Genomic DNA, 25,568 nt, shown 5'->3' with positions numbered 1-25,568 from the left:
TGCAACGCCTGGCTTGTTCTTTGCACACTGTGGTCAGATCCCGGTGGAGTTCGGCGCGGCCTTCGCTTGCAAAGGCGCAACTCAGAGCATAGGTTCTCGCCAAATTTGCGGAGCGTTTCCGCAGCACCAAAACAAAGGAATATCCCATGGAAGGTGGCGCAATCGCCCAGTTTCTCCCGCTGATCCTGATCTTCGCGATCATGTATTTCCTGCTGATCCGTCCGCAGCAGAAAAAGATGAAGCAGCATCAGGCCATGGTCGAGGCTGTCCGCCGCGGCGATCAGGTCGTCACCCAGGGTGGTCTGATCGGCAAGGTGTCGAAGGTCAAGGAAGGCGACAACGAGATCGAGGTCGAGATCGCCGAAAACGTCAAGGTTCGTGTGGTCAAATCGACCATTGCGCAGGTTCTGAACAAAACCGAACCGGCGAAGTAACTTCGCGCGACAATTCCTTGAAAAGGCAGGGTAATGCTGCAAATTGATACCTGGAAGCGGGTTCTGATCTGGTCGGTCTGCGTGATCGGCCTGCTGATGGCCCTGCCGAATGCGTTTTATACGCGCGTCGAGCAATCCAACGATGCCAAAGCCGCCATTGAGCTTGGCATCGACACCCCCGAAATGCAGGCCGAAGCGGCGCAGTGGCCAAACTGGCTGCCGTCCTCTCTGGTCAATCTGGGCCTCGATCTACGCGGAGGTGCGCATCTGCTGGCCGAAGTTCAGGTAGACGATGTCTACGAATCCCGGATGGAGGCGATGTGGCCGGAAATCCGCGATGCTCTGCGGGATGAGCGGGCGACTGTCGGCACGATCCGCAAGCAAGACTCGGCCCCCGATGAGATTCGCGTAAAGATCAGCCAGCCCGAGGGCATGTCCCGCGCGCTTGAGGTTGTGCGCGGACTGGCCCGTCAGGTGCAGACCCTGACAGGCGTAGGGGCCACGGATATCGAGGCGCGGTCGGATGGAGACACGATTGTCGTTCAACTGTCCGAAGCCGAAAAACTGGCCTCGGACGACCGCACCGTGCGCCAATCACTTGAGATTGTCCGCCGCCGGATCGACGAAGTTGGCACGCGCGAGCCGACGATCCAGCGGCAAGGTGCAGACCGTATCCTGATCCAGGTTCCGGGGATCGGTAGCGCGGGTGAGTTGAAGGACATCATCGGTACCACCGCACAGCTGACCTTCAACCCCGTTGTCGGGCGGGGCACCAACCCGGATGCGGTTCCGGGAATCGGCGAAAAGATCATTCCATCCATCGACGAAAATGGCATTTTCTACACCGTCGAAGCGGCGCCGGTCGTCACCGGTGAAGAGCTGGTGGATGCCCAACCGTCCTTCGACCAGAACGGACGTCCGGCGGTAAGCTTCCGGTTCAATACGTCCGGTGCTCGTAAGTTCGGCGACTATACGCTGGAGAACATTGGCCAGCCTTTTGCGATCGTTCTCGATGACGAAGTGATTTCGGCCCCTGTGATCCAAAGCCACATTCCGGGTGGTTCCGGTATCATCACCGGTAACTTCACCGTTGAAGAAAGCACCAACCTTGCCGTTCTTCTGCGTGCCGGTGCTTTGCCTGCCGGGCTGGAATTCCTTGAAGAACGAACCATTGGACCCGAGCTGGGTCAAGACAGCATCGACGCAGGTAAGGTGGCAACGATTGTGGCCTTTGTGGCCGTGCTGACCTTCATGGCGCTCAGCTATGGGCTGTTTGGCATATTCGCCAACATCGCGCTGATCATTAACGTCGGTCTGTTGTTTGGCCTGCTGTCGCTGATCGGGGCAACGCTGACCCTGCCGGGTATCGCGGGCATCGTGTTGACTGTCGGTATGGCGGTGGATGCCAACGTGCTGATCTTCGAGCGTATCCGCGAGGAACTGAAATCTGCCAGAGGTCCGGCGCGTGCCATCGAGCTTGGCTATGAAAAAGCGCTGTCGGCCATTCTGGACGCAAACGTCACGACATTCATTACGGCAACCATCCTGTTCGCCATGGGTAGCGGACCGGTACGCGGCTTCGCAATCACCCTCGGCCTGGGTATCCTGACTTCGGTCTTCACCGCGATCTTCGTGACGCGACTGATGATCGTCACGTGGTTCGAGCGCCGCCGTCCGAAAATGATCGAGGTTTGACATGAGACTTAAACTCGTACCCCAGAACACCTCGTTCGATTTCTTCAGCCGTTGGAAAATCTGGCTGGGCATCTCGGCCCTGATGATGATTGTGGCGTTCACCTCCTTCCTGCTGCAGGGGCTGAACTTCGGCATCGACTTCCGTGGTGGAACCACGATCCGGATCCAAAGCGCAGAAGTTGTGGATGTGGGCGCTTACCGTGGGGCTATTGCTCCGCTGGAATTGGGCGATGTGACGATTACCGAGATTTTCGATCCCACTTTTGCGGACGATGAAAATGTCGCGATGATCCGTATTCAGGCGCAGGCCGAGGCCGAGGCCGTGTCGGCCGCGACTGTTACAGCGGTTCAAGAGGCCCTGAAAACCGCCGCACCAGACATTCAGTTTGTCTCCGTCGAATCCGTCGGACCCAAAGTCTCGGGCGAGTTGATTCAGACCGCCGTCATCGCGGTGGCCTTGGCCATCGGCGCGGTGCTTGTTTATATCTGGTTGCGCTTCGAATGGCAGTTCGCATTGGGTGCTGTTGCCGCGCTGGTTCATGACGTGATCCTGACCATCGGTATCTTCTCGGAGCTGCAGATTCGGTTCGATCTGGCCATCATCGCGGCGCTTCTGACCATCGTTGGTTACTCGTTGAACGACACCGTGGTCGTGTTCGACCGCGTGCGCGAGAACCTGCGGAAGTACAAGAAGAAGGATCTGAAAGAGGTCCTGAACATCTCGATCAACGAAACGCTTAGCCGGACGGTGATGACCTCGGTCACCACACTGTTGGCTCTGATCTCGCTCTATGTCCTAGGCGGAGACGTGATCCGCGGCTTTGTCTTCGCGATGATTTGGGGCGTGATTGTTGGTACTTACTCCTCGGTCTTCGTGGCCTCGACCATCCTGCTGTGGCTGGGTGTCAAGCGCGACTGGTCGAAACCGTCCAATAATGCGGGCAATCAGTTCGCAAATGTGGACGCCTGATCTGTTCGGCCAGTCCCCCACGGGGCTGGCCGTTATCTTTTTTGCGGCCACTTTGGGCGGCATCGTACGCGGGTTTTCCGGTTTTGGAACCGCGCTGGTCTTTCTGCCAATTGCCACCCCGTTCCTGGGCCCGTTCGGGGCGCTGATCGGCCTGACGATCATGGATATCTTCGGACCGCTACCCAACCTGCGCCGCGCATGGCGCGTTGTGGATCGGGGCGATTTGGCGCGTCTGCTATTGGGCTGTGCTCTGGTTCTGCCCGTCGGGTTGTGGGTCCTGACGCAGGTCGACCCCAAGGTCTTCCGATATGCCGTCAGTTTCCTTGCCCTGTTCATGCTCACGATCCTGATTCTGGGGTTGCGCTATCAGGGACGGGTTCGGCGCGCGATGGTGGCTGCAATCGGCGGTGCTGCGGGATTTCTGGGCGGCGTTGCGGGCCTGCCTGGACCTGCGGTGATCCTTTTCTACATGTCCCGCCCGCTGCCGGTTGAGGTCATACGGGCCACGATCCTGCTGTTTCTGTTCGGCTTCGATTTTCTCATCTTTGGCTTCCTGTCTGGCATGGGACGGGTCACATTTGATTCCATCATTCTGGGGCTGGCACTGTCGATACCGAACCTTTTGGGCAATTGGCTGGGGGGCTGGCTGTTCCACCCCGAGCGGGAAAAGCTGTATCGGACTGCCGCATATGTCGCGATTGCGCTTGCCGCCTTGTCGGGATTACCACTTTGGGGCATAGAGGACGCCCATGCGGTTGAATGAAATCACATACAACAATGCGACGCCTGTAGACGGCTACGGGCCCGGTTTCTTTCGCGTTGGAGGGCAGGTCTATGAAGGCGCCATTCTGACCGGACCCGGCGGAACCGCCGGTTGGGGCGGCTATTCGGACCAGTCGACCTTGCTTGCGCTGTCCGAACAAGTGGACGTCCTGCTGATCGGAACAGGGACGGAACTTGCCCATATTCCCGCGGATCTGCGCGCTTCGCTCGAACAAGCGGGTATTGGCGTTGAGATCATGAACTCGCCCGCCGCGTGCCGGACCTATAATGTTCTCCTCTCCGAAGGTCGCCGCATTGCGCTGGCATTACTCCCGACCTGACGGGATCCCATTCATCTGGCCAAAAATACCTCGGGGAGCGCGAAGGGCTGGCCCCTCGCTTCGACGATCCCCACAAACGAGCCGGTCAGCACCCTGCGGCAAATCTCGCCTTTTGCCCCTGACCGCAATGGGCTAAGCGGGGTTTCATGACTTTGACCGTAACCGATCTTGCCATTACCCGCGGGGGTATTCCCGTGCTGGAAGGGCTGAATTTTTCTTTGCCACCCGGACGGGCCCTGATCCTGCGCGGCCCGAACGGGATCGGCAAGACCACGTTGCTGCGCACGCTTGCGGGGCTTCAACCGCCATTGACCGGTCGTATTGACGGGGCCGAGGATCAGATCGCCTATGCCTCGCATTCGGACGGGTTGAAGCCGACACTTACGGTATTGGAAAACCTGAATTTCTGGGCCTCGGTCTTTGGCACAGATGATATCCAGTCCGCTCTGGACGCTTTTGCGCTGAACGAATTGTCCGACCGCCACGCTGGCAACCTGTCCGCCGGGCAGAAACGGCGGTTGGGACTGGCGCGGATGCTGGTGACCGGGCGACCAATCTGGATGCTGGACGAACCAACCGTTTCGCTGGACCGCCACGCAGTTCAGATGTTTGCCGATGCAGTGCGGGCGCATCTGGGGCAGGGCGGCTCGGCCCTGATCGCCACCCATATCGACCTCGGTCTTGACGGAGAGGTGCTGGACGTCGGCCCCAACAAAGCCAAGCCAAAACCCATCGATGACTTTGACGGAGGCTTCCTGTGATCGCTCTGCTTCTGCGCGACCTGAAATTGGCCTTCCGCGCGGGCGGAGGCTTTGGCCTTGGCCTTGCGTTCTTCCTGATCGTAACGGTTCTGGTGCCATTTTCGGTTGGCCCGCAATCCTCATTGCTCTCGACCATTGCGCCGGGTGTGCTGTGGCTGGGCGCGCTTCTAGCCTGCCTGTTGTCGCTGGATCGCCTGTTGGCGCTGGATTGGGAGGACGGATCGCTCGACCTCTTGGCCACCGCTCCCCTGCCGCTTGAGGCTGTCGTATCCATCAAGGCGCTGGCTCACTGGCTGACCACCGGGTTACCACTGGTTCTGGCCGCGCCGTTTTTGGGTGTGTTGCTGAACCTTCCGACCCCTGGCTTTTCCTGGCTGGTGATCTCACTGCTGATCGGAACCCCGGCCATGAGCGTCATCGGCACGTTCGGTGCTGCTTTGACGGTGGGTCTGAAACGTGGCGGATTGCTGTTGTCTCTGTTGGTTCTGCCGCTTTACGTGCCAACGCTGATCTTCGGGGCCGAGGTCGCCCGTCGCGGAGCAACAGGAATGGAAACCCAGACACCGCTGCTGATGCTGGCGGGCGTGACTGCGGCCACAATCGCCCTGCTACCCTTTGCCAGCTCAGCGGTGCTGCGCATCAACCTTCGGTGACACGGTCGCAGTTTGACTGATGTCAATTGAGTACCGACCCGACTCGGACTAGATAAGGCCCATGTCTATCGCAGCCAAAGCCAACGCCCTTTGGGAATACGCCAACCCGCGCAAGTTCCTCGCGACCAGCGAGCGGGTTCTGCCGTTTTTCTGGATTACGTCCGCCGTCTGCCTGATCGTCGGGCTGACCTGGGGATTCTTCTTCACGCCGGATGACTACAAGCAGGGTTCGACCGTCAAGATCATCTATCTGCATGTGCCCGCGGCGCTGATGGCGATCAATTGCTGGCTGATGATGTTGGCGACGTCACTGGTCTGGTTGGTTCGGCGGCACCACGTTAGCGCATTGGCCGCACGTGCTGCAGCCCCGATCGGGATCGTGATGACCCTGATCGCCCTGGCAACCGGCGCGATCTGGGGTCAGCCGATGTGGGGTACCTGGTGGGCTTGGGATCCGCGTCTGACATCGTTCCTGATCCTGTTCCTGTTCTACCTGGGCTACGTCGCCCTGTGGGAGGCTATCGAGGACTCCGATACCGCGGCTGATCTGACTTCGGTTCTTTGTCTTGTGGGTTCGGTCTTCGCGATTCTCAGCCGCTATGCGGTGAACTTCTGGAACCAGGGGCTTCATCAGGGGGCGTCGGTGATGCGGGCGGCCGCCGTGACTGGGGCGGATACTGAAGAAAAAGTCAGCAATATCTATTTCTATCCGCTGCTTCTGTGCATCATCGGGTTTGTGCTGCTGTTCATTGCTTTGGTGCTGTATCGCACGGGCACGGAAATCCGCGCACGCCGGATCAAGGCGCTGCTGGCGCGGGAAAGGGTAAACGGATGATCCCTGATCTTGGAAAATACGCCGATACTGTCTTGTGGTCCTATGCGGCGTCATTGGGTTTGCTGGCCGCGTTGATTGTCGTCAGCGTGATGCGCGGGCGCAAGGTCCGGGCCGAGATGGAAAAAGTCGAAAACAGGATGACGCGCAATGGTTAAAATCTCGCCCCTGATGATTGCGCCGCCCCTGATCTTCGGCGCTTTTGCCGTTCTTGCGGGGATCGGTATGTTCCGCGAGGATCCAAACGCATTGCCCTCGGCCCGTGAAGGTCAGCCCGCGCCGCCGGTGGTCCTGACCGAGTTTCCGGGCAAGCAGATTTTCGACGATGCCACGCTGCGTGACGGCGAGATCAAGCTGGTGAACTACTGGGCCAGCTGGTGCGCGCCCTGCCGCGCCGAACATCCAAACCTTGAGGCACTTTCGGAGGAAGGCATTCCGGTCTACGGCATCAACTACAAGGATCAGTTGGGCAACGCAGAGGCCTTTTTGGCCGAGTTGGGCGATCCATACGCGGCCATGGGACGGGATGAACAGGGGCGTATGGCGCTCGACTGGGGTCTGTATGGTGTGCCGGAAACCTATGTGATCGATGGAGAGGGTACAATCATCTTGCGCTTTGCCGGGCCGATTACACAGCGTGTGATCGAAAGCACGATCCGTCCAGCATTGGAAAAAGCCAGCCAGTAATTCGGGCTGTAGCGAAACGGAGCGTGCCTGCGGCACGCGCTTTATCTTTTTTTGCGTTTGCGACTGCGACGTCTGGAACGTGAAAGCCCCGGCGCGTTGGCCGGGGCTTTGTTGTTTTAGTCGGCTTTTGCCAAGTTCCGCAGAACATATTGCAGAACGCCACCGTTTTCGATGTATTCGATCTCGGGCGCGGTATCGATCCGGCATTTCAGGGTGATGGTTTTCTCGGCTCCGTCGCCATAGACGATAGTGCAGGGCACCTCTTGCAACGGTTCGACGTTTTCCAATCCATCAATCGAGACGGTTTCATCCCCCTTCAGACCCAGCGATTTGCGGCTATCGCCGCCGGTGAATTCGAACGGGATGACTCCCATGCCAACCAGGTTGGAACGGTGGATACGCTCAAAGCTCTCTGCGATGACGGCCTTGACGCCCAGCAGAGCGGTGCCCTTCGCGGCCCAGTCGCGCGAAGACCCGGCGCCGTATTGCTCGCCACCGAAGACGACCAATGGGACGCCTTCTGCCTGATAGGCCATCGAAGCCTCGTAAACCGAAGTTTGCTGACCGTCCGGACCTTTGGTGTAGCCACCTTCGACGCCATCCAGCATCTCGTTTTTGACGCGAATATTGGCGAAAGTGCCGCGCATCATGACCTCGTGGTTCCCCCGACGCGAGCCGTACGAGTTGAACTCACGTGGTTGAACCTGTCGGTCGGTCAGATACTTACCCGCCGGAGTTGTCGTGGCGAAGGACCCGGCGGGCGAGATGTGGTCAGTCGTGATCATGTCGCCCAGGATCAGCAGGACCTTTGCACCATCGATATTCGAGATCGTGCCGGGTTCGGGGTTCATACCCAGGAAATAGGGCGGGTTCTGGATGTAGGTCGACGTCGGAGGCCAGTCATAGGTTTCCTGTTGGGGAACCTCGACCGATTGCCATTTTTCATCACCCTTGAAGACGTCCGCGTACTTGGACTGGAACGCCTCGCGGGTGACCGTCTGCTGAACCAGTTCCGCAATTTCGTGTTGGGTCGGCCAGAGATCTTTCATAAAGACGTCATTGCCGTCCTTGTCCTGTCCAATCGGCTCGGATGTCAGATCGATGTCCATCGTCCCGGCTAACGCATAGACAACAACCAGCGGCGGGGAGGCCAGATAGTTGGCCCGCACGTCGGGTGAAATCCGGCCTTCGAAGTTTCTGTTGCCTGACAGGACCGAAGTGGCGACCAGGTCGCCTTCGGAAATCGCCTCAGAAATTTCCCTCTGGAGCGGTCCCGAGTTGCCGATGCAGGTGGTGCAACCATAACCCACAAGGTTGAATCCGATGGCGTCCAGGTGCTGTTGCAGCCCGGCGGCCTCAAGGTACTCCGACACAACCTGCGAACCGGGGGCCAGCGAGGTTTTGACCCAGGGCTTACGGTTCAGGCCCAGCTCATGTGCTTTCTTTGCCACCAGACCGGCGCCGATCATCACGTAAGGATTCGAGGTGTTAGTGCAGGAAGTAATCGAGGCGATCACGACCTTGCCCGACTCCATGCCGTATTCTTCACCTTTGACTTCGACCTGCTTGCCCATCGGGCGCTTGAAGGTTTCAGCCATTTCTTTGGTAAAGGCCGCCTTGGCGTCGGTCAGAGCGACATAGTCTTGCGGGCGTTTCGGACCCGAGATCGCCGGGACGATGGTGCCCATATCCAGCGACAGTGTGTCCGTGTAGATCGGTGCGTAATTCTCATCGCGCCAGAACCCGTTCTCTTTCGCGTAGGCCTCGACCAACGCCAGACGGTCCTCGTCACGACCAGTGTTGCGCATGTAGCGCAGGGTCTCGTTGTCGATCGGGAAGAAGCCGCAGGTCGCGCCGTATTCAGGTGCCATATTGGCGATGGTGGCGCGGTCGGCCAGCGGCAGACGGTCCAGACCCTCGCCGTAGAATTCCACGAACTTGCCAACCACGCCTTTTTCGCGAAGCATCTCGACGACTTTCAGAACCAGATCGGTGCCGGTGGTGCCTTCGACCAGTTCACCGGTAAGTTCAAACCCGATGACCTCGGGGATCAGCATCGAGATCGGTTGACCCAGCATTGCGGCCTCGGCCTCGATCCCGCCGACGCCCCAGCCAAGAACGGCCATGCCGTTGACCATGGTAGTGTGGCTGTCGGTGCCGACCAGGGTGTCGGGGTAGGCGACTTCTTCGCCACTCTGGTCGGTATCGGTCCAGACGGTCTGCGACAAATACTCCAGGTTCACCTGATGGCAGATGCCGGTCCCGGGCGGCACCACGCGGAAGTTGTTGAAGGCCGACTGACCCCATTTCAGGAACTGGTAGCGCTCCATATTCCGTTCATATTCGCGGTCCACGTTCATCTGGAACGCGCGTGGGTTTCCGAATTCATCAATCATGACCGAGTGATCGATGACCAGATCAACCGGGTTCAGCGGGTTGATCTTTTGCGCATCGCCGCCCAGCGCTTTGATGCCGTCGCGCATCGCGGCTAGATCGACCACGGCCGGAACGCCGGTGAAGTCTTGCATCAGCACGCGAGCAGGGCGGTAGGCAATTTCGCGCGGGTTCTTGCCACCGTTGTCAGCCCATTCTCCGAAGGCTTTGATGTCGTCGACCGAGACCGAGAAACCGTCATCCTCGAACCGCAGCATGTTCTCCAGAACAACTTTCAACGCGGCGGGCAGCTTTGAAAAATCACCCAGACCGGCCTCTTGCGCGGCGGGGATCGAATAATAAGAAATGGATTTGCCATTCACGCTCAGGCTGCGGCGTGTCTTGGCGGTATCCTGTCCAACTTTGATGGGCATCTGTGGCCTCCCTCTGAAATGACTTAGGTCTCGGGATTCGCTATTAGTTATCTGCATCACCAAAGCCTTCGGTTCAAGGACCAAGGCAGTAGGTTCGCCGCTTGATGTATACCGTTGCACACAGAATTTAAGAGTCTTGACGGTCGTATCTCTCAAGAAACGTTGATTGGAGGTTGAGCGGGGTTCCGTTTAAACCGGTCGGGCACTCCGAAAGAAGCCCGAGATTCAAAATGTTCAGATCAGTTCGTGCAACCGCACTTGTTTCCTTGTTCCTTGCCACCGCCGCTGTGGCTGAAAGTGACCCGGTCGTGGTTGAACTGTTCACGTCTCAGGGATGTTCGTCCTGTCCGCCGGCGGATCGGATCATGCATGAACTGGCCAAGCGTGATGACGTCATCGGCCTCGCGCTGCATGTGGATTACTGGGACTACATCGGGTGGAAGGATGAGTATGCGGATCCGGACCACACACTGCGGCAGCGCTCATATGCCCGCCAAGGCGGACGGTCGATGATCTATACGCCTCAGATGGTGGTGAACGGCCAACAGGATGTGGTCGGCGCACAATCGCGGGAACTGGACCGTTTGATCAATGCGCACCTCAAGGCTGCGCCCGAGGCTTCTGTTACGGCGACCAGGTCCGGCAACGACGTAACGGTCGCCGTGACGCCCGTCGAGCTTCCTGTAGGAGAGACCTATGATGTGCGCGTCATCCAGTACGCGCCCTTGCGGCATGCTTCTATACGGCGTGGTGAACTTGCCGGGCATGAGCTGGATTACGCGAACGTTGTCGACTCCTGGCACTTGGCCGGTCAGTGGGACGGCGTTTCGCCGCAGGAGTTTTCGGTATCCCTGAACTCGGACTTGCCCGCCGTCGTGCTGATCCAAAGGGCGGGGCACGGGCCGATCGTCGCGGCGGCGCGGGTCAAGTAATCAGGGCATATCCTCGGGCTGAACACCCAAACCGTTCCACGTTTTCCAGCGCCGGTGAATCCAGAACCACTGACCCATGTGTTTCTTGACCATCGACTCCAGATCGTCATTTGTGAACTGGGTCATGGTCTTGGGGTCAGTGTGCGGCACCGGGTCGTGCAGAACGATTTCGAAATCAATGCCGTTGGGCTGACGAACCGCATAGCATGGGATCAGAACGGCGTCGTATTTCATCGCCAGTTCCGCGTTCAGCACCGAGGTCACGGCCGGTTTTCCAAAGAACATCAGCTCTTCGCCGCCATGCGCGTGCAGGTCCGAAACGATTGCGATGATCCCGCTTTTCTTGAGAGAGCGGACCATCTCGACCATCCCGCGACGACCTTGTTCGAACATCGGTGCGCCGGTTTTATAGAATGATTCGACATACATTTCGTTGAAATACGGGTTTGCCATGCGGCGATACAGGCATCCGATCGGTTGACCGCTGCGCTCTTGCAGGGCGATGCGGGCGGCCAGGTAGTGGCCGAAGTGCGCGGTGATCATCATGATCGGGCGACCCTCTGCCACGGCGGCGTCAAAGGCGGCAACACCGGATCCGCTGACCTTGGCGTTGCGTTGACGATCGGTGAATCCCTCGGGCGAAAAATGCTCCATAATGGCGCGACCGGCATTGTCGGGAACCGCGCGGCAAATCCGTTTGACCTCGTCTTCGGGCAGGTCCGGACAAGTCAGTTTCAGATTGCTGCGCACCCGGTTCGTGAATCCAATCAACGGAGACAGACCGCGCGCGATTGCGGCCATGGTGGCCAGACGGGTTTCATAGGGCAGCAGACGCATGGCCCCGATGACACCTTTCATGAACAATCCGGTGATATAGTATTTTCTAAGCTCTGCGCGGCTTAATTCCGACTTTTCGACGGGCATAGTGAAGTCTCACCGGCTGTTGCGATTTGCCGGGCAAGACATACAAGGCAGAAACCGCAACCACAAGCGTTGCAAAACAACCCTTTGTGCCGGCACGCTGGAAGGCGCTTGTCTGTCACTATTCGCGGTCTTCTTCGATCAAAGATATTGCCCCTTCGTCGACAAGGGCCCGAATTGCGCCAACGATCAGCGTCATGGCTTCTTCGGTTTCGGATAGCTTCACCTTGCCCCGCTCGCCAATTTCTTCGCGCAGGTTGTCGGCCATGCGGGTCGACATGTTGGACAATAGGAACGTAGCCGCGGCCTTGTCACCCTCAGCCGCAGCGCCCGCCAGAGCGGTGACGAGGTCTGCCTGATCCACGCCTCGCAGAATCGCAGGCACGTCGCGAGGAAGAATGCGGGCTGGGATATGGGCGAAGGTGAAGATCGACTGCCGTACGATGGCCGCAAAATCGGTGTCCTCTTCGTCCAGAGCAGTCAAAAGCCCATCGCGCGTCGAGGCAGCGGACTGGTTCAGGATCGCGCCGACGCGAACTCCGGGACCGTCTGAGAAAGCCGTCGCCGGACGTCGATCCAACTGGGCCGCCAGAGACCAGCCAATCCGTTCGACCGCCTCGGGCGTAACATTTGCCGTTTTCGACACGGCATAGGTGATGCGCCGCGCAATCGGGCCGGGTAGGTGCCCCAGTAGTTGCGCCGCCTTTGCAGTTTCTAGCTTGGACAACATGACGGCCGCAATCTCGGTGCTTTCGGCCTGCGCCATTTCCGCCAGGTCTTCGGTCGGGATCTCGCGCAGTCTTTGCCACGGGTCGCCGATCTGACGTACCCCGGCTTCTTTCCGCAACCGGGCGGCGGTCGCCGGAGCGATCTTGCCGTTGACCGCGTCCAAAGCCCCTGCCAAGCCATGCGGAAAGGACAGGCCGATGCCATCCAGTGCCTCTGCAAACTCCTGCGCGACGGCGTCCAGAGTGACCCGGTCCACAAGCCCCATCTGCCCCAGCTGATGCGTCAGCTTTTCCTGTAGGCTATCGGGAAGTTCTTCGAGCGGGATATCCGCGCCTTCGTTCAGCAAAAGGCGCACCACGACCGCGGCTTTCTGTCGGCTGCTTAGCGCCCTGGGCACAACACGGGGCGCGTCGTCCTGAGCGTTTGCGACGGGTGGCGACGCCCCCGGTGCCACTTGTACCAAAGAGTTCGTATCCTGCATCTGCCTGCGGTGCCAAAATTCTGTTCCACAGGCAGACTACGGGGAGTCGGGTAAAGAAAGGCTGAAGCTTAGTAGCTATAGGTCAGCCCGGTGCGGATCGCTTTGCGCAGGGATGCTTCGGCCCAGGTGCCTTCACCACCGCGCGCCTTGATTTCGCGCCACTGTTCGATTGCCAGATCGGGTTTACCTTCGGCCACAAATCCCTGACCCATGTAGCTGCGGGCCAGAATGTTGTCGGGGTTGGCTTCAATGGCATTGTTGTAAAAGGCATTTGCCAGCTCAAGCTCGCCCAGTTTGCGATAGGTAAAGCCCCAGTAGGTCAGGACGCGATCGTCGTTCTGGTCCATGATGCGCAGGATGTCCTGAGCATTCTCGAACTGTCCGTCATACGCCAGCTCGCGCACGGCATCGTACAACTGATCATCCGTAAAGTTGCTTTTGTTCGGCTTCACGCAGCGCCCGGCGTCCTTGTCGTAAACGCGGCCAAACAGGCATTTCTTGGTCGTATTGGTCGGCTTTGGCGGACTGCTGTCACCGCCCGCAGCAAGCGCAACTGGTGCGAATGCAAAGGCCTGAAGGGCGATGGCGGAAGCTATTACAAGGCGCATTTTCCTACTCCGTTGTCAGGGCTGCTTTGAGAAAGCATAGTGCGATCTTCAAAAAAGCTAACAACCCAAGGCTCGCATTTATTCACGAGTAGGAAAATTTTTTCTCAGCTGTTTACAATTTTGGCGCAAGTCTGGGCTTCGGAATCCCAATATGTCCCCGGCGCGCAAGATTGGGTTTGCTTGGAATGACCACTGCAGGCTAACGCGACAGACGCTGAACAGCTTAGGATCATAGCGCAGATAAGAGTACGGACCATCTTGTTTCTCCTGTTCGGAAATACGCGCTTAGGATAACCGAATTGAGGCCGTCTGGCAAAAGAACAAAGCCCGGCTCGCATCGTGCGAACCGGGCCTTTTCAACTGATTGATCAGCTTGAATTATTCGCCGAATACGCGGGCGAAAATCGTATCGACGTGCTTGGTGTGGTAACCGAGGTCAAATTTCTCTTCGATTTCTTCGGGGCTCAGCGCGGCGGTGACATCGGGGTCTGCCAGCAATTCCTCTTTGAAATCGGTACGGTGTTCCCAAACTTTCAGCGCATTGCGCTGGACCATGGCATAGGCATCTTCACGGCTGACACCTGCTTGGGTCAGCGCCAGCAGAACACGCTGGCTCATAACCAGGCCGGGGAACTTGTTCATGTTCTCGATCATGTTCTCCGGGAAGATCAGCATCTTGTCGATCACGCCTGTCAGGCGGGCCAGCGCAAAGTCCAAAGTGATTGTGGCGTCCGGCCCGATCATGCGTTCGACCGAGGAATGCGAGATATCGCGCTCGTGCCACAGCGCCACGTTTTCCATCGCCGGGATTACGGCTGCGCGCACCATGCGGGCCAGCCCCGTCAGGTTCTCGGTCAGCACCGGGTTTTTCTTGTGCGGCATGGCCGACGAGCCTTTTTGACCCATCGAGAAGAACTCGGCGCCCTCCAGCACCTCGGTCCGCTGCATATGGCGGATTTCGACGGCGATGTTTTCGATGCTGCTCGCAATCACGCCCAGTGTCGCAAAGAACGCCGCGTGGCGGTCGCGCGGGATGACTTGGGTGCTGATCGGTTCAGGCACAAGACCCAGCTGGTCGCAGACATGTTCCTCGACGCGCGGGTCGACATTGGCGAAGGTGCCGACCGCACCGCTGATCGCGCCGGTTGCGATTTCTGCGCGGGCGTCGCGCATACGGGATAGGTTACGGTCCATCTCGGCGTAGAAGCGGGCGAAGGTCAGGCCCATGGTTGTTGGCTCGGCGTGGATGCCGTGGCTGCGGCCGATGCGGACGGTGTTCTTATGTTCGATCGCGCGGCGCTTCAGGGCGGCCAGCAGACCTTCGAGGTCAGCGATCAGCAGATCAGCGGCGCGGGTCAGTTGCACGTTGAGGCAGGTGTCCAGCACGTCCGAGCTGGTCATGCCCTGATGCACAAAACGCGCTTCTTCGCTGCCAACATGTTCGGCCAGATGGGTCAGGAACGCAATGACGTCGTGCTTGGTGACGGCCTCGATCTCATCGATGCGCGCCACGTCGAATTCCACATCCTTGGCTTTCCAAACGGCCTCGGCATTCTCGCGCGGGATGACCCCCAGATCGGCCATGGCATCGCAGGCATGCGCTTCGATCTCGTACCAGATGCGGAACTTGGTTTCGGGCGACCAGATGGCGACCATGTCGGGGCGGGAATAGCGTGGAATCATTGGCAGCGGCACCTTATTGTGATTTGGCAGGAGGCGATGCGGCGGGGTTTAAACCCGTGCAGGCACAGGAACAAGGCGCGAGTGCATATATGAGACGGTTTGCCCTGATTTTCGCCCTTTGGCCCGGTTTGCTGCAGGCTGAAGAGTTCCGGACGTTGAACGGAGAACAGATTCTGGCGGCGCTGACCGGGCAGAAGCTCGATTACGGGCAGGGTGTCTGGCAGACCTTCGATGATACGATGCTGACACAGTACTTTTCGGGCCGGCCAAGCGCGGGACGCTGGGCGGTGCGTGAGGATCGTTATTGCTCGCTCTGGCCGCCGTCGGACCTGTGGGCCTGCTACGACGTTCAGCAAAGCGGCAGGGTCATTCGGTTCGTTGACGACAACGGCGGCACGACGGAGGGGATCTACGCCGAATGACCCTGCCGACAAGCCTGTCCGACTTTGAAGGCCGCTGGAATTTGACCCGGACGATCCGGGATGCTCGGGCCGGCCAGGTCGTGCAGGCGGATGGATTGGCGAACTTGCATCGGGTTGCAGACGGTTTGATCTATGATGAGAAGGTGACGCTGTACCTTCCCAACCAGCCTGCCATGAAGGGAACGCGCAGATATCTGTGGCACGACAGCGAAGAGAGAGTTTCCATTCACTTTGACGATGGCCGGTATTTCCATGCCCTTAAACTGGGCGTTGCGCGGGCTTGCGATCACCATGATTGCCCACCGGACAGCTATGATGCGGAATACGATTTTTCGGGCTGGCCGAATTGGACTGTGCGCTGGATCGTGGATGGGCCACGAAAATCCTATGAAATGGACACTAAGTACAAGTTAAGATAGCGTAATCATATTGCAGCTAGCGATCGAAACGGGCAATGCTGCACCTGCATATAAATCCGAAAGTGGAGATATGAGAATGGATGCGAATGTTCTGGCCAATGCGATTGGCCCGCGCGAAGGGACGGCATTGCGCGTAAAACAGGTTGCTCTGGTCGCTCTGGGTATCCTTGCGCTGGCAATTGCCGCTAAAATCAAGGTGCCGATGTGGCCTGTTCCGATCACCATGGGCACCTTTGCTGTGCTAACAATCGGCACAGCCTACGGAACGCGCTTGGGTCTGATCACCATGCTGGGCTACCTGCTGGTCGGAGCGCTCGGCTTTGACGTCTTCGCGGGTTCTTCGGCCGAGAAGTTCGGTCTGACTTACATGATGGGTGGCACTGGCGGCTATCTGGTTGGTTACCTGCTGGCAACTGTTCTGCTGGGTGCTCTGGCCGCGCGCGGCTGGGACCGCTCGTTTGGGAAGATGGCGCTGGCTCTGGTTCTGGCCAATGTCGTGATTTACGTGCCGGGTCTCTTGTGGCTGGGTCAACTGTACGGCTGGGACAAGCCGATCCTGGAATGGGGTCTGACGCCCTTCCTGGTGGGTGATGCCATCAAGCTGGTTTTGGCTGCGGTATTGATCCCCGGCCTGTGGAAACTGGTGGGCGACGCCCGCACCTGATCTCTGCCGAAATCGCCTATACGGAACCGCGCCCGGAAGTATCCCGGCGCGGTTTTTTCTTGTTTCCTGGCCGCAACGCTGGACAACTCCGGTGGCGGCGGTTCAATCTGCACTCAATGAAATCATCAGGTTATTGAAATATGCGTATTCAAATTGCCTCGGCATTCACCGTTTGTGCCGCTCTTTGGTTGAGTGGTGGGGGCGCATCAGCAGATACTCCGGTTACTTATACCGACAACGGGCGCGCACTGTTCAGCTTTTCCGTGCCTGACTATTGGGCGCTGCGGACGGGCGGCCCGCGTGAGATTGAGGATACCGAATTAGGTGACATGCGTGCCGTTTCCCGCGTCATGGGGGTGCGGCCTGTCACAGATGACAATGTCTGGATGGGGTTTGTCTCACCTGCTGGCGTGGCTTCGATTGAAGACGGTCTTCGTTATCTTGAAGACATCGACAAGTTTCTGGTCAAGGACCCAACAGTGTCCGAGACCACGTCGACGCGCATCGGCGGGATGCCGGCGCGGGTCATTCGTGGGACGGGCAATCGAGATGGGCGTGGCGTGAATTTCACCGCAACCATCATCGACCTGCCGCGAAACCGTGTTGCCGTAGTTGTCGCAATTCTGCGCGACGGCGCCGACCCAGCCTATGTTGACGACTTGAACGCCGTTTTCGCGTCGTTCCGCTCTAAACAGTGAGGAGGCGCCGATGACCCGCAAACTGATCAAACGCGTAACCCTCGCATTGGGATTGGGCGTAGCAAGCCTGACCCTATCAGCCTGTGATGGCGTAACCGTCGGCGTCGGATACGGGTACGATCCGTTTTACGATTCGATGCTGTGGAACGACTATTACCACGATGTTAACGTCGATATTGATATCGACCGGCCAGATCGCCCCGGACGTCCGGGAACGCGCCCCCCGGCGCGTCCGGTTCCGCCCATCGCAAAGCCGCCGAACAGACCGCCGGTGTCGCGACCGCCAAACAGGCCGCGCCCGCCGGTCGCGCGTCCTCCAGCCGCCCGGCCTCCCATTCACCGCCCCGCTGGGCGGCGATAACGCATCGGATCAGTCCAGTAATTCCGTCGTGATCTGGGCTGACCCTTCCAGCGTTCTGTGAACCGGGCATTTGTCCGCGATTTCCATCAACCTCGCGCGCTGCTCTAGCGTTAACGGACCTTCCAGGCGGATTTTGCGTCGGAATTGGTCGACCTTTCCTTCATTGGCCAAGCCCGCGTCCTGAGCGTGGACCTTGTTGTGGCAGACATCGACGGTGATGCCGTTCAGAGGCCAGCGTTTGCGCCGGGCGTACATGCGGATGGTCATCGACGTGCATGCGCCCAAACCGGATGACACAAAGCCATAGGGTGACATCCCCCTGTCCGTGCCGCCGTATGAGGCCGGTTCGTCTGCAACCGCATGGTGTCGGGGGCCGGATTGGATGTCCTGCAGAAACCCGGACGGGTCGGCCTCGGTTACGCGCACAACACCCTCGGGCGCACCCGGAGGCGGGGCAGGCGGGCAGAGTTTGACATAGCGCGTCACCCACGCGGCGATTACGTCCGCTGCATATTCAGCGTCGGCCGCGCGCGTAATCAGGTGGTCTGCATCGTCCAGTGTCACAAAGCTTTTGGGGTGTTTGGCCGCAAGGAAGAGTGTGCTGGCGTTGTCAATGCTTACGGTTTCGTCCCGGGGTGCGTGCAGGATCAACAACGCGGCTTTCAGGTCGGCGACTGCCGGGAGAAGCGCGGTCTCAGAGATATCGTCAACGAATGCCTTGCCTATGCGGAAAGGGCGCCCACCCAACATTACGTCAGCCGCCCCTTCTTGCGTGATCTCGGGCAACGCGTCCTCAAAGTGATGAGCAACATGACCCGGGTCAGCAGGTGCACCCAGAGTGACCACCGCCTTGACACTTGGAATGCCAGCGCGCGCGCGCAAAACCGCCGCTCCGCCCAGCGAATGACCGATCAGGAGTGCCGGCGCCATGTTGCGACCGGCAAGATAATGCGATGCAGCGATCAGGTCTTCGACATTCGACGAGAAGGTCGTATTGGCAAATTCTCCGCCGGAATGCCCCAGACCGGTGAAGTCGAAACGCAAAACGGCAATGCCCATTGCCGCCAACCGCGCCGCAATTCGGCGTGCGGCGGGGATGTCTTTTGAGCAGGTAAAACAATGTGCAAACAGCGCCGTTGCCAGGACCGGCCCGTCTGGCAGGTCAAGGCGCGCGGCCAATTGGTTGCCGTCGTGACCGGCAAAAGTAATGCGTTCGGTGGGCATGGCAGTTCCTTGTGTGTCGGGATGAACCAATAGTGTGTGCATCCGTCAGGTCGCTCAACCCCATTGTAAGGCGCGTCACGGGAAGGTGAGGTCCTGATACAGGTTTGTGCTTTAGCCCAGCGAAGATTCAATACATCAACATGTGTGATGCTTTTATTAATAAATATTCGTTTCACTAATTCTGAAAGCACCCCCATGTTGCGGTCACAGATCTTTTCAGCTCAGGAGGCTCAAATGGCACATAGCGTATCTGAACCCAGGGGCGTGATATTGCGTCCGAATATTGTGATCGTGATCGTACTAGCCGGTGTAATTGGTTTTTCACTCGGTCAGAATTGGCCGCTGGTTTCTTCGGACACAATGGAAACTGCCGCGCCCGTCACAGAGGACTGGCACGGCAATGTCAGGCGGTCGTACTGGTCGAACTGAGGGCTTGGCTCAGACCCATCAACTGCGGATCAAAGGGATAGGTGGTCAGGTTCTCATACCCGTCTTCTGTGATCAGAACCTGATCCTCCAGCTTGATCGAGAAATCTCCGCCGACCTCGCCGCAGGCGGCTTCGACGCACAACACCATGCCGGGCTCGAGCGGATAGTCGTACGAGCCCGCCACCGCCTTATCCGGGTAAGCGACCAGCGGCCATTCATCACACAAGCCGACGCCATGCATCAGGCAGCCGTATTTCTGCGCCTGGAATTTGTCGTCCAGTTTGTGCGCATTGGCCGTCAGTTCCGGGATCATTACGCCGGGTTTTAGCATCTCCATATTGGTCATGATGTGCTCATGCGCATGCTGCATGGCATAAACCATATCGGGGCGGGGTTTTTCGTCCCCAATCCACCATGTGCGCGAGATATCGATGCAAATGCCATATGAGCCGATCAGGTCTGTATCGAAGGCAATGATCTCGTTTTTCTGAGTAATCCGCGGGCCGCATTCCTGAAACCACGGGTTGGTTCGCTGGCCCGAGGCGAGCAGGCGGGTTTCAATCCACTCACCACCGCGGCGAATGTTTTCGGCGTGCAGGACGGCCCAGATGTCATCTTCTGACGTTTTGCCATCGCCCACGTTGGCGCGTGCGAACTTCTCCATCTCGGCAACGGCCGTTTCGCAGGCATGGTTGGCGCAGCGCATGGCGAGGATTTCGTCTGGTCCCTTGATGGCGCGGGTTTTTTCGGTGACTTCCTCACCTTCCATGATCTCGAACCCCTGCGCCTCAAGCGCGCGCAGCCCGTGCAGCATGATCTTGTCCACGGCCAGACGTTGATTGCCGCCGCCGTGCTCGTTGATCAGAACGCGCACCTCATTCGAAAACACGTCAGCGGCCACATCCACCTTGTCGCCGCGGTCGAAATAGAACAGGTCCGCACCGGATCGCTGTTCACGGACCAGCGGGTTGAACTTCGACAGGAACGGAGAGTTCTTATAGTCCCAGATCACCATATACCCATCGGCGCACAACAGAACCGCACGGAACGGGTTATGGGTGTTCCACAGCTGCATATTGGTACTATCGGTGGCATAGCGGATGTTGAGCGGGTCGAACATCAACAGTCCACCATAGCCGCGATCGACGATGGCTTGGGTTAATCGCTTCCACCGGTGTTCCCGCATCCGTGTCAGGTCAGGCAGGACAAGGCCGGCCTGTTCCCATTCCGAGAATGCAAGCTGAGTTGGCCCTATCTCAATCCGGTCATTCTCGTTCGGGGTGCCGTCACCAAGGGTCGCACCTTTGGTCGGGTCGATCTTGCGGTTGTCGCGATAGTGCTGATTCATGGTGGGTCTCCCTGCCTATTTTTCGAACGTGGAGAATCAATCTCCCGGCGTCTTGAAAATTTGCGACGGCGCATTCGTCGCTTTTTGACCGACAAGCCAAAATTCTGATGGTAGGTCAGAACCATGACGACCATTCTTCAAACATCTATCCCATACGATCCGCTGGACCAACGTCCCTTGCCCGGTATTCAGCCCGGTAGCATGGATGACTGGTTGCACTGCGATGACGCGTTCGCGGCTCAGATGCAAAGACGTGCAACGCTGTTGGCGGACCGGCGTGCGGACGTGCTGGCGCTGGACCCAGGCGCGATGCCCGCCGCACAGGAATTACTGGATCTGGTTCTGCAGCACGCCTATCCTGGAAGCACGGACCATGTGATCCGCTCGGACGGGCAGCGGGTAGAGGTTGACCGGTATCGTCCGTTCGACACGCTGTGCCAGCTGGTGCAGGAAGATTTCTGTATTCTGCAAAAGCAAGGGGACGAACACGTTCTGACCGGCGCTATCTTGTGTTTTCCCGCCAGTTGGCGGTTGTCCGAGAAATTCATGCGTCCCCTCGTCGGCATTCATGTTCCTGTAGATAGCTATGACGAAAACATCGCGCGGCGCGTTCAGCGCCTGTTCGACGGGATTCAGCCGGGACGTCCGCTGTGGAGGTTCAACACGCTGTGGTATAAGGATGCCGAGCTGCATCAACCCCGTAGCGCAAGCGAACCGCGCGACATAACAGATCCGGGATCCACAAGTTTCCTGCGAAGTGAGCGGCAGACACTTTTGCGCCTGCCGGAAACGCGGGCCGTCATCTTCTCGATCCATACGTATGTGCTTGCGGCAGATCAGGTGGCCAAAATGGAAAACCCCGCCTGACGGCGGGGCCTCCAAGGAGGGTCACTTGATGCCGGGCTACATGCCCAACGCACCGGCCACGCCTGCGAATGCACCGCTTGTGCTGAGAGCGGAGATCGCAACGGAATAGGCCAGCACCTGAGTATTAAGGCGAAAGTCTTCGCCCTTGATCAGGTTTACAGCGGCCAATGAGGCCGCAATCGGGACCGACACGCTTGCCACGGCACCCGTCAATCCCCAACTGGTCAGTCGTAGGATATCGCTGGGTTTTTCGTGGTCGAGGGGGGGCGTGTCGTCCCGATCGGTAGGCTGCTCGATAGGTTCTTCTGTCCGAAAAGCGATGCTGAGCAACTGCTCATCCGACAGCTGGATCGGCCGGGCTGCTGGTTTCAGCGCCCCTTTTTCTGGCTCATCCAGGTCTTGTGCGTCAGGAAGGTTCAGCCCTGCAAACGGGCCTGTTACTGCCTCGAATATCTGCTTTCTGTTCCGCGCCTTTCCGGGGGTCAGAGAGTCAAACGCGCTCATGAATTGTTCGAGCGTTAGAACGGTATTAGGGGATAGCCATTCAATCCGCTGCGTCGCGCAGATGTCGACCATCCTGTACAGGATTACCACCAGCATCAGCTCGGAAATTTCGCTGTCGTCCAGCAGGGGCGAAACCGGGGAAACCGTGATCGACAACCGGTTTTGCGGCTTGCTTACAATCGGTCTGGGAATGGTTTTCAAACCTGCTGCGCGGTCCAGACGCCCGAACCGGTCTTCAGTCTCGGCCGCCTGAGTGTCCAGTGTCAGGCGCACCAGATACTGGCTGGAAACAATACTGGCTTCGGTGGCGCTCAACAGGGCCCTGCGTTCGACCAGGTGACCATAGTCCTGAAGCGTCGTTGCAACGATTTTTCCAAACCGCTCAATCGCGCCTTCGGTCTTACCGTTGAATTGCAGACCACCGTGATAGCTGTGCTTCGGAGTCACTGCGCTGTCCTTTGTCGCATCCTGTCGTTGGAAACAATCTAGCAAGCGATCTGGGGCAGATTGGGGCGAAAATGGAAAAAAATGAAAAATCGCCCGGATTGATTACGCTATGGAAACCTAGGCATTTTAAGGGCCGTTTAATTTCTGTGGCGACAATGTGGCTGAAATTTGGTGCATTGGCCCGAATTCCCAGCTTCTCTTAACCGTCGATTCGGGCGGCCATGATTGCAATGGACTGCTGGTACACCGACGCGGCGTTCCACTGTTGAATGACCGCGAAATTCGGCTGGCCCTGCTGATAGCCGCGCCCCGGTTTCCACCCTTTCCTACGTAGAAAATTGGCGGTTGAGGCCAGTGCATCCGTCATATTGTAGAAATCAACGCGACCGTCGCCGGTGGCATCTACCCCGTAAGTCATGGCGTTGCCGGGCAGAAACTGAGTGTGCCCAAGCTCGCCATGTTTTGCGCCTTTTGTAGCCGTCGTAATGCTGCCTTGATCGACCAGTTTCAGCGCCCCGATGGCGTGGGGAATGAAAAACTCAGACCGGCGACAATCGTAGGCCAGTGTTGTAATTGCGGAAACAACCTGGCTGTCACCCATGAAGTTGCCAAAGCCAGTTTCCATACCGTGTATGGCGATCAAGACTCCTGCGGGCACTCCATATTGGCGTTCAAGTGCCGCGTAGAATTGCGGGTTACGCGCCTTGCGTTTACGACCCTGCGCGACAATGGTGTCCGCGCCGCGCACGCGCATGAACTTGTCGAGAGAGTATTTAAAGCTCTTCTGATTGCGGTCAGCCGCGATTGTGCGCGTGGCGTATTGCGACTGCGCCAGCGCTTGCAGACCCTTCTTTTTCACACCGGCGCGCTTGGCCTGTCTGGCAAAGTCGCTTTTCCACGCGTCAAATCCACTGCCGGTATTGCCGCAAGGGGCGGCCGCCGTCAGCGCGGGTATGGATAAAGCGAAAGCGATCAAAATGGCGAGGCGCCGCATGGTTTTCATTCCCTCAATCAGTTCTGTTTAAGCCGGTGCGAACTTTTACAACGCACGCTGCAGGTCTTCGGAGGTCAGGACGGGCTGGATTTCTATGTTTGCGTCCAGTGCTGCAAAAAGCGGTTCGTTGATTGCGGGCATGCGGGCCTGATCGGTTTCCTCAAAGATGACGATCCCCATTCTTTTGCCGTGCTCAAGCGCGAAATAAGCGGCCTCTGCGTTCACTTCTTTTACCAGAGCTTCAATCGCTGCTCCAAGTGTGCCGTCCCGCTCGGCCTGATTGCCTTTTTCAACGGGTATCGTGAATTTCAACATCAGGCGCATCGTTTTCTCCCAAAGCGATCAAGACAATACTTCAAAGAAAGGCTCTGACGATACCAACTGTCAGTCAAGACGCTTGTGATAGCGATGTTCGGAATGACAAAAGGGCGCCCAACAGGCGCCCTTTCGTTTGGTCTTTGCGCTAACCCTCGGTTTAGCAGCTGTAGTACATGCCGTACTCAACTGGGTGGGGTGTGTGCTCGTAGGTTTCGACCTCTTCCATCTTCAGTGCGATGTAGCCGTCGATCTGGTCTTTGGTGAACACGTCGCCCTGCAGCAGGAAGTCGTGATCGGACGCCAGAGCTTCCAGAGCCTCACGCAAGCTGCCGCAGACGGTCGGGATGTCGGCCAGTTCTTCGGCGGGCAGATCGTACAGGTTCTTGTCCATGGCTTCGCCCGGATCGATCTTGTTCTTGATGCCGTCCAGACCGGCCATCAGCAGAGCGGCAAACGCCAGGTAGGGGTTTGCGGCCGGATCGGGGAAGCGGGCCTCAACGCGCTTGGCTTTCGGGCTTTCGGTCCACGGAATACGGACACACCCCGAACGGTTGCGGGCCGAGTAGGCGCGTAGAACGGGGGCTTCGAAGCCCGGGATCAGACGCTTATAGCTGTTGGTTGCCGGGTTGGTGAAAGCGTTCAGGGTCTTGGCGTGCTTCAGAACACCACCGATGAACCACAGAGCTTCGTCCGACAGGTCGGCGTATTTGTCGCCGGCGAACAGAGGCTTGCCGTCTTTCCAGATCGACATGTTCACGTGCATACCGGTGCCGTTGTCGCCCGCGATCGGCTTCGGCATGAAGGTGGCCGATTTGCCGTAGGCGTGTGCAACGTTGTGGATGACGTACTTGTACTTCTGTAGTTCGTCGGCTTGCTTGGTCAGGCTGTCAAAGATCAGACCCAGTTCGTGCTGGCACGATGCAACCTCGTGGTGGTGCTTGTCGACCTTCATGCCCAGACGCTTCATGGTCGACAGCATTTCCGAACGCAGGTCCTGTGCTTCGTCGATCGGGTTGACCGGGAAGTAACCACCCTTGACGCCCGGACGGTGGCCCATGTTGCCCATCTCGTACTCGGTGTCGGTGTTCCACGACGCGTCCGTTGCATCAACTTCGTAGGATACTTTGTTGATAGTGTTCGAGAAACGGACGTCGTCGAACAGGAAAAACTCCGCTTCGGGGCCCATATAGGCGACGTCGCCGATGCCTGAGGCTTTCAGGTAAGCTTCGGCCTTCTGGGCAGTGCCGCGCGGGTCACGCTCATAGGCTTCGCCGGTGTCGGGCTCGACAACCGAGCAGTGTACACAGATGGTTTTTTCCGCGTAGAACGGATCGACATAGGCGCTTTCAGTGTCGACCATCAGCTTCATGTCAGATGCTTCGATCGACTTCCAGCCCGCGATGGACGAACCGTCGAACATGAAGCCTTCTTCCAGAAAGTCTTCGTCAACCTGATCTGCCATCAGCGTCACGTGCTGAAGCTTGCCGCGCGGGTCGGTGAAGCGAACGTCGACGTATTCGGCGTCCTCGTCCTTGATCAGCTGAAGAACTGCGTCCTTGCTCATAGCTTATTATTCC

The 25,568-nt window shown here is 58.3% G+C and carries 29 protein-coding genes; 18 read left to right on the top strand and 11 right to left on the bottom strand.

What is annotated here, in order from left to right; translation table 11 throughout:
* Positions 1 to 146: 146 nt before the first annotated feature.
* The 10 genes from yajC (at position 147) to ACR0J0_RS01930 (ending at position 7,135) form a co-directional block, all read left to right on the top strand.
* The gene (gene yajC / locus ACR0J0_RS01975) at positions 147 to 434 is read left to right on the top strand and encodes a preprotein translocase subunit YajC (RefSeq protein WP_170382681.1); all 288 of its coding nucleotides are present in this window, start codon (positions 147 to 149) and stop codon (positions 432 to 434) included.
* A 33-nt stretch (positions 435 to 467) separates the two neighbouring features.
* Positions 468 to 2,129: a protein translocase subunit SecD gene (secD, locus tag ACR0J0_RS01970; RefSeq protein WP_480660907.1), complete on the top strand. Its 1,662-nt coding sequence runs from the start codon at positions 468 to 470 to the stop codon at positions 2,127 to 2,129.
* Position 2,130: 1 nt separating this feature from the next.
* Positions 2,131 to 3,099, top strand: a complete 969-nt coding sequence (gene secF / locus ACR0J0_RS01965; protein ID WP_480660905.1) for a protein translocase subunit SecF — start codon at positions 2,131 to 2,133, stop codon at positions 3,097 to 3,099.
* Positions 3,086 to 3,862, top strand: coding sequence for a TSUP family transporter (locus ACR0J0_RS01960; RefSeq protein ID WP_480660903.1), 777 nt, complete (start codon positions 3,086 to 3,088; stop codon positions 3,860 to 3,862). The genes secF and ACR0J0_RS01960 overlap by 14 nt, the downstream gene beginning before the upstream one ends.
* The gene (locus ACR0J0_RS01955) at positions 3,849 to 4,202 is read left to right on the top strand and encodes an Mth938-like domain-containing protein (RefSeq protein ID WP_480660901.1); all 354 of its coding nucleotides are present in this window, start codon (positions 3,849 to 3,851) and stop codon (positions 4,200 to 4,202) included. Before ACR0J0_RS01960 ends, ACR0J0_RS01955 begins: the two co-directional genes overlap by 14 nt.
* Positions 4,203 to 4,348: 146 nt before the next feature.
* Positions 4,349 to 4,963, top strand: coding sequence for a heme ABC exporter ATP-binding protein CcmA (gene ccmA, locus ACR0J0_RS01950; protein ID WP_480660899.1), 615 nt, complete (start codon positions 4,349 to 4,351; stop codon positions 4,961 to 4,963).
* Entirely contained in the window at positions 4,960 to 5,616 is a 657-nt protein-coding gene (ccmB, locus tag ACR0J0_RS01945) for a heme exporter protein CcmB (protein ID WP_239343725.1), read from the top strand. Before ccmA ends, ccmB begins: the two co-directional genes overlap by 4 nt.
* A gap of 61 nt (positions 5,617 to 5,677) precedes the next feature.
* The gene (locus ACR0J0_RS01940) at positions 5,678 to 6,451 is read left to right on the top strand and encodes a heme ABC transporter permease (protein WP_480660897.1); all 774 of its coding nucleotides are present in this window, start codon (positions 5,678 to 5,680) and stop codon (positions 6,449 to 6,451) included.
* Positions 6,448 to 6,606: a heme exporter protein CcmD gene (ccmD, locus tag ACR0J0_RS01935; RefSeq protein ID WP_239343723.1), complete on the top strand. Its 159-nt coding sequence runs from the start codon at positions 6,448 to 6,450 to the stop codon at positions 6,604 to 6,606. The genes ACR0J0_RS01940 and ccmD overlap by 4 nt, the downstream gene beginning before the upstream one ends.
* Entirely contained in the window at positions 6,599 to 7,135 is a 537-nt protein-coding gene (locus ACR0J0_RS01930; RefSeq protein ID WP_480660895.1) for a DsbE family thiol:disulfide interchange protein, read from the top strand. Before ccmD ends, ACR0J0_RS01930 begins: the two co-directional genes overlap by 8 nt.
* Before the next feature lie 116 nt (positions 7,136 to 7,251).
* Here the strand turns inward: ACR0J0_RS01930 and acnA are convergent, their stop codons facing one another.
* Positions 7,252 to 9,942, bottom strand: coding sequence for an aconitate hydratase AcnA (acnA, locus tag ACR0J0_RS01925; RefSeq protein ID WP_480660894.1), 2,691 nt, complete (start codon positions 9,940 to 9,942; stop codon positions 7,252 to 7,254).
* 230 nt (positions 9,943 to 10,172) lie between these two features.
* Between acnA and ACR0J0_RS01920 the strand changes: the two genes are divergently transcribed.
* Positions 10,173 to 10,874, top strand: coding sequence for a DUF1223 domain-containing protein (locus tag ACR0J0_RS01920; protein WP_480660892.1), 702 nt, complete (start codon positions 10,173 to 10,175; stop codon positions 10,872 to 10,874).
* Here the strand turns inward: ACR0J0_RS01920 and ACR0J0_RS01915 are convergent, their stop codons facing one another.
* The 4 genes from ACR0J0_RS01915 to purB all read right to left on the bottom strand — a co-directional run bounded on the left by ACR0J0_RS01915 (position 10,875) and on the right by purB (position 15,296).
* Positions 10,875 to 11,798 carry a lysophospholipid acyltransferase family protein gene (locus ACR0J0_RS01915; protein ID WP_480660890.1) on the bottom strand — a complete coding sequence of 308 codons (924 nt, stop codon included), beginning with the start codon at positions 11,796 to 11,798 and terminating at the stop codon, positions 10,875 to 10,877.
* A 118-nt stretch (positions 11,799 to 11,916) separates the two neighbouring features.
* The gene (locus tag ACR0J0_RS01910; RefSeq protein WP_480660888.1) at positions 11,917 to 13,005 is read right to left on the bottom strand and encodes a flagellar motor switch protein FliG; all 1,089 of its coding nucleotides are present in this window, start codon (positions 13,003 to 13,005) and stop codon (positions 11,917 to 11,919) included.
* A gap of 68 nt (positions 13,006 to 13,073) precedes the next feature.
* Positions 13,074 to 13,613 (bottom strand): tetratricopeptide repeat protein, encoded by a 540-nt coding sequence (locus ACR0J0_RS01905; protein ID WP_480660886.1) that lies wholly within the window; start codon positions 13,611 to 13,613, stop codon positions 13,074 to 13,076.
* A gap of 378 nt (positions 13,614 to 13,991) precedes the next feature.
* Positions 13,992 to 15,296 (bottom strand): adenylosuccinate lyase, encoded by a 1,305-nt coding sequence (gene purB, locus ACR0J0_RS01900; protein ID WP_480660884.1) that lies wholly within the window; start codon positions 15,294 to 15,296, stop codon positions 13,992 to 13,994.
* An 89-nt stretch (positions 15,297 to 15,385) separates the two neighbouring features.
* Between purB and ACR0J0_RS01895 the strand changes: the two genes are divergently transcribed.
* The 5 genes from ACR0J0_RS01895 (at position 15,386) to ACR0J0_RS01875 (ending at position 17,860) form a co-directional block, all read left to right on the top strand.
* On the top strand, positions 15,386 to 15,718 hold the full coding sequence (locus ACR0J0_RS01895) for a hypothetical protein (protein WP_480660882.1): 333 nt from the start codon (positions 15,386 to 15,388) through the stop codon (positions 15,716 to 15,718).
* Positions 15,715 to 16,137 carry a DUF6314 family protein gene (locus ACR0J0_RS01890; RefSeq protein WP_480660880.1) on the top strand — a complete coding sequence of 141 codons (423 nt, stop codon included), beginning with the start codon at positions 15,715 to 15,717 and terminating at the stop codon, positions 16,135 to 16,137. Before ACR0J0_RS01895 ends, ACR0J0_RS01890 begins: the two co-directional genes overlap by 4 nt.
* 76 nt (positions 16,138 to 16,213) lie before the next feature.
* The gene (locus ACR0J0_RS01885; RefSeq protein ID WP_480660878.1) at positions 16,214 to 16,801 is read left to right on the top strand and encodes a biotin transporter BioY; all 588 of its coding nucleotides are present in this window, start codon (positions 16,214 to 16,216) and stop codon (positions 16,799 to 16,801) included.
* A 140-nt stretch (positions 16,802 to 16,941) separates the two neighbouring features.
* Complete coding sequence (locus ACR0J0_RS01880) at positions 16,942 to 17,499, top strand: hypothetical protein (RefSeq protein WP_480660877.1); 558 nt, start codon at positions 16,942 to 16,944, stop codon at positions 17,497 to 17,499.
* A gap of 10 nt (positions 17,500 to 17,509) precedes the next feature.
* Positions 17,510 to 17,860 (top strand): hypothetical protein, encoded by a 351-nt coding sequence (locus ACR0J0_RS01875; protein ID WP_480660875.1) that lies wholly within the window; start codon positions 17,510 to 17,512, stop codon positions 17,858 to 17,860.
* Between the two features lie 9 nt (positions 17,861 to 17,869).
* Here ACR0J0_RS01875 and ACR0J0_RS01870 read toward each other — a convergent pair whose 3' ends face one another.
* The gene (locus ACR0J0_RS01870) at positions 17,870 to 19,084 is read right to left on the bottom strand and encodes a bifunctional alpha/beta hydrolase/OsmC family protein (protein WP_480660874.1); all 1,215 of its coding nucleotides are present in this window, start codon (positions 19,082 to 19,084) and stop codon (positions 17,870 to 17,872) included.
* 234 nt (positions 19,085 to 19,318) lie between these two features.
* Between ACR0J0_RS01870 and ACR0J0_RS01865 the strand changes: the two genes are divergently transcribed.
* The gene (locus tag ACR0J0_RS01865; RefSeq protein WP_480660872.1) at positions 19,319 to 19,513 is read left to right on the top strand and encodes a hypothetical protein; all 195 of its coding nucleotides are present in this window, start codon (positions 19,319 to 19,321) and stop codon (positions 19,511 to 19,513) included.
* Here ACR0J0_RS01865 and dddP read toward each other — a convergent pair.
* Positions 19,488 to 20,861, bottom strand: coding sequence for a dimethylsulfonioproprionate lyase DddP (dddP, locus tag ACR0J0_RS01860; protein WP_480660870.1), 1,374 nt, complete (start codon positions 20,859 to 20,861; stop codon positions 19,488 to 19,490). The two genes, ACR0J0_RS01865 and dddP, sit on opposite strands and share 26 nt — an antisense overlap.
* A 123-nt stretch (positions 20,862 to 20,984) precedes the next feature.
* On the opposite strand from dddP, the gene ACR0J0_RS01855 reads away from it, so the two are divergent.
* On the top strand, positions 20,985 to 21,728 hold the full coding sequence (locus tag ACR0J0_RS01855) for a heme-dependent oxidative N-demethylase family protein (RefSeq protein WP_480660869.1): 744 nt from the start codon (positions 20,985 to 20,987) through the stop codon (positions 21,726 to 21,728).
* Positions 21,729 to 21,764: 36 nt separating this feature from the next.
* On the opposite strand, the gene ACR0J0_RS01850 is transcribed toward ACR0J0_RS01855, so the two are convergent.
* The 4 genes from ACR0J0_RS01850 to glnA form a co-directional block, all read right to left on the bottom strand.
* On the bottom strand, positions 21,765 to 22,679 hold the full coding sequence (locus ACR0J0_RS01850; RefSeq protein ID WP_480660868.1) for a hypothetical protein: 915 nt from the start codon (positions 22,677 to 22,679) through the stop codon (positions 21,765 to 21,767).
* Between the two features lie 199 nt (positions 22,680 to 22,878).
* Positions 22,879 to 23,682: a lytic murein transglycosylase gene (locus ACR0J0_RS01845; protein ID WP_480660867.1), complete on the bottom strand. Its 804-nt coding sequence runs from the start codon at positions 23,680 to 23,682 to the stop codon at positions 22,879 to 22,881.
* 36 nt (positions 23,683 to 23,718) lie between these two features.
* A complete protein-coding gene (locus tag ACR0J0_RS01840) occupies positions 23,719 to 23,997 on the bottom strand; it encodes a hypothetical protein (RefSeq protein WP_480660866.1) in 279 nt (92 codons plus the stop codon).
* A gap of 151 nt (positions 23,998 to 24,148) precedes the next feature.
* Complete coding sequence (glnA, locus tag ACR0J0_RS01835) at positions 24,149 to 25,555, bottom strand: type I glutamate--ammonia ligase (RefSeq protein ID WP_480660865.1); 1,407 nt, start codon at positions 25,553 to 25,555, stop codon at positions 24,149 to 24,151.
* Positions 25,556 to 25,568: the final 13 nt, after the last annotated feature.

The organism is Ruegeria sp. BF12, assembly GCF_056538705.1.
Note: the sequence above shows the minus strand (reverse complement) of the source record. Positions and strands in the feature narration are given on the sequence as shown.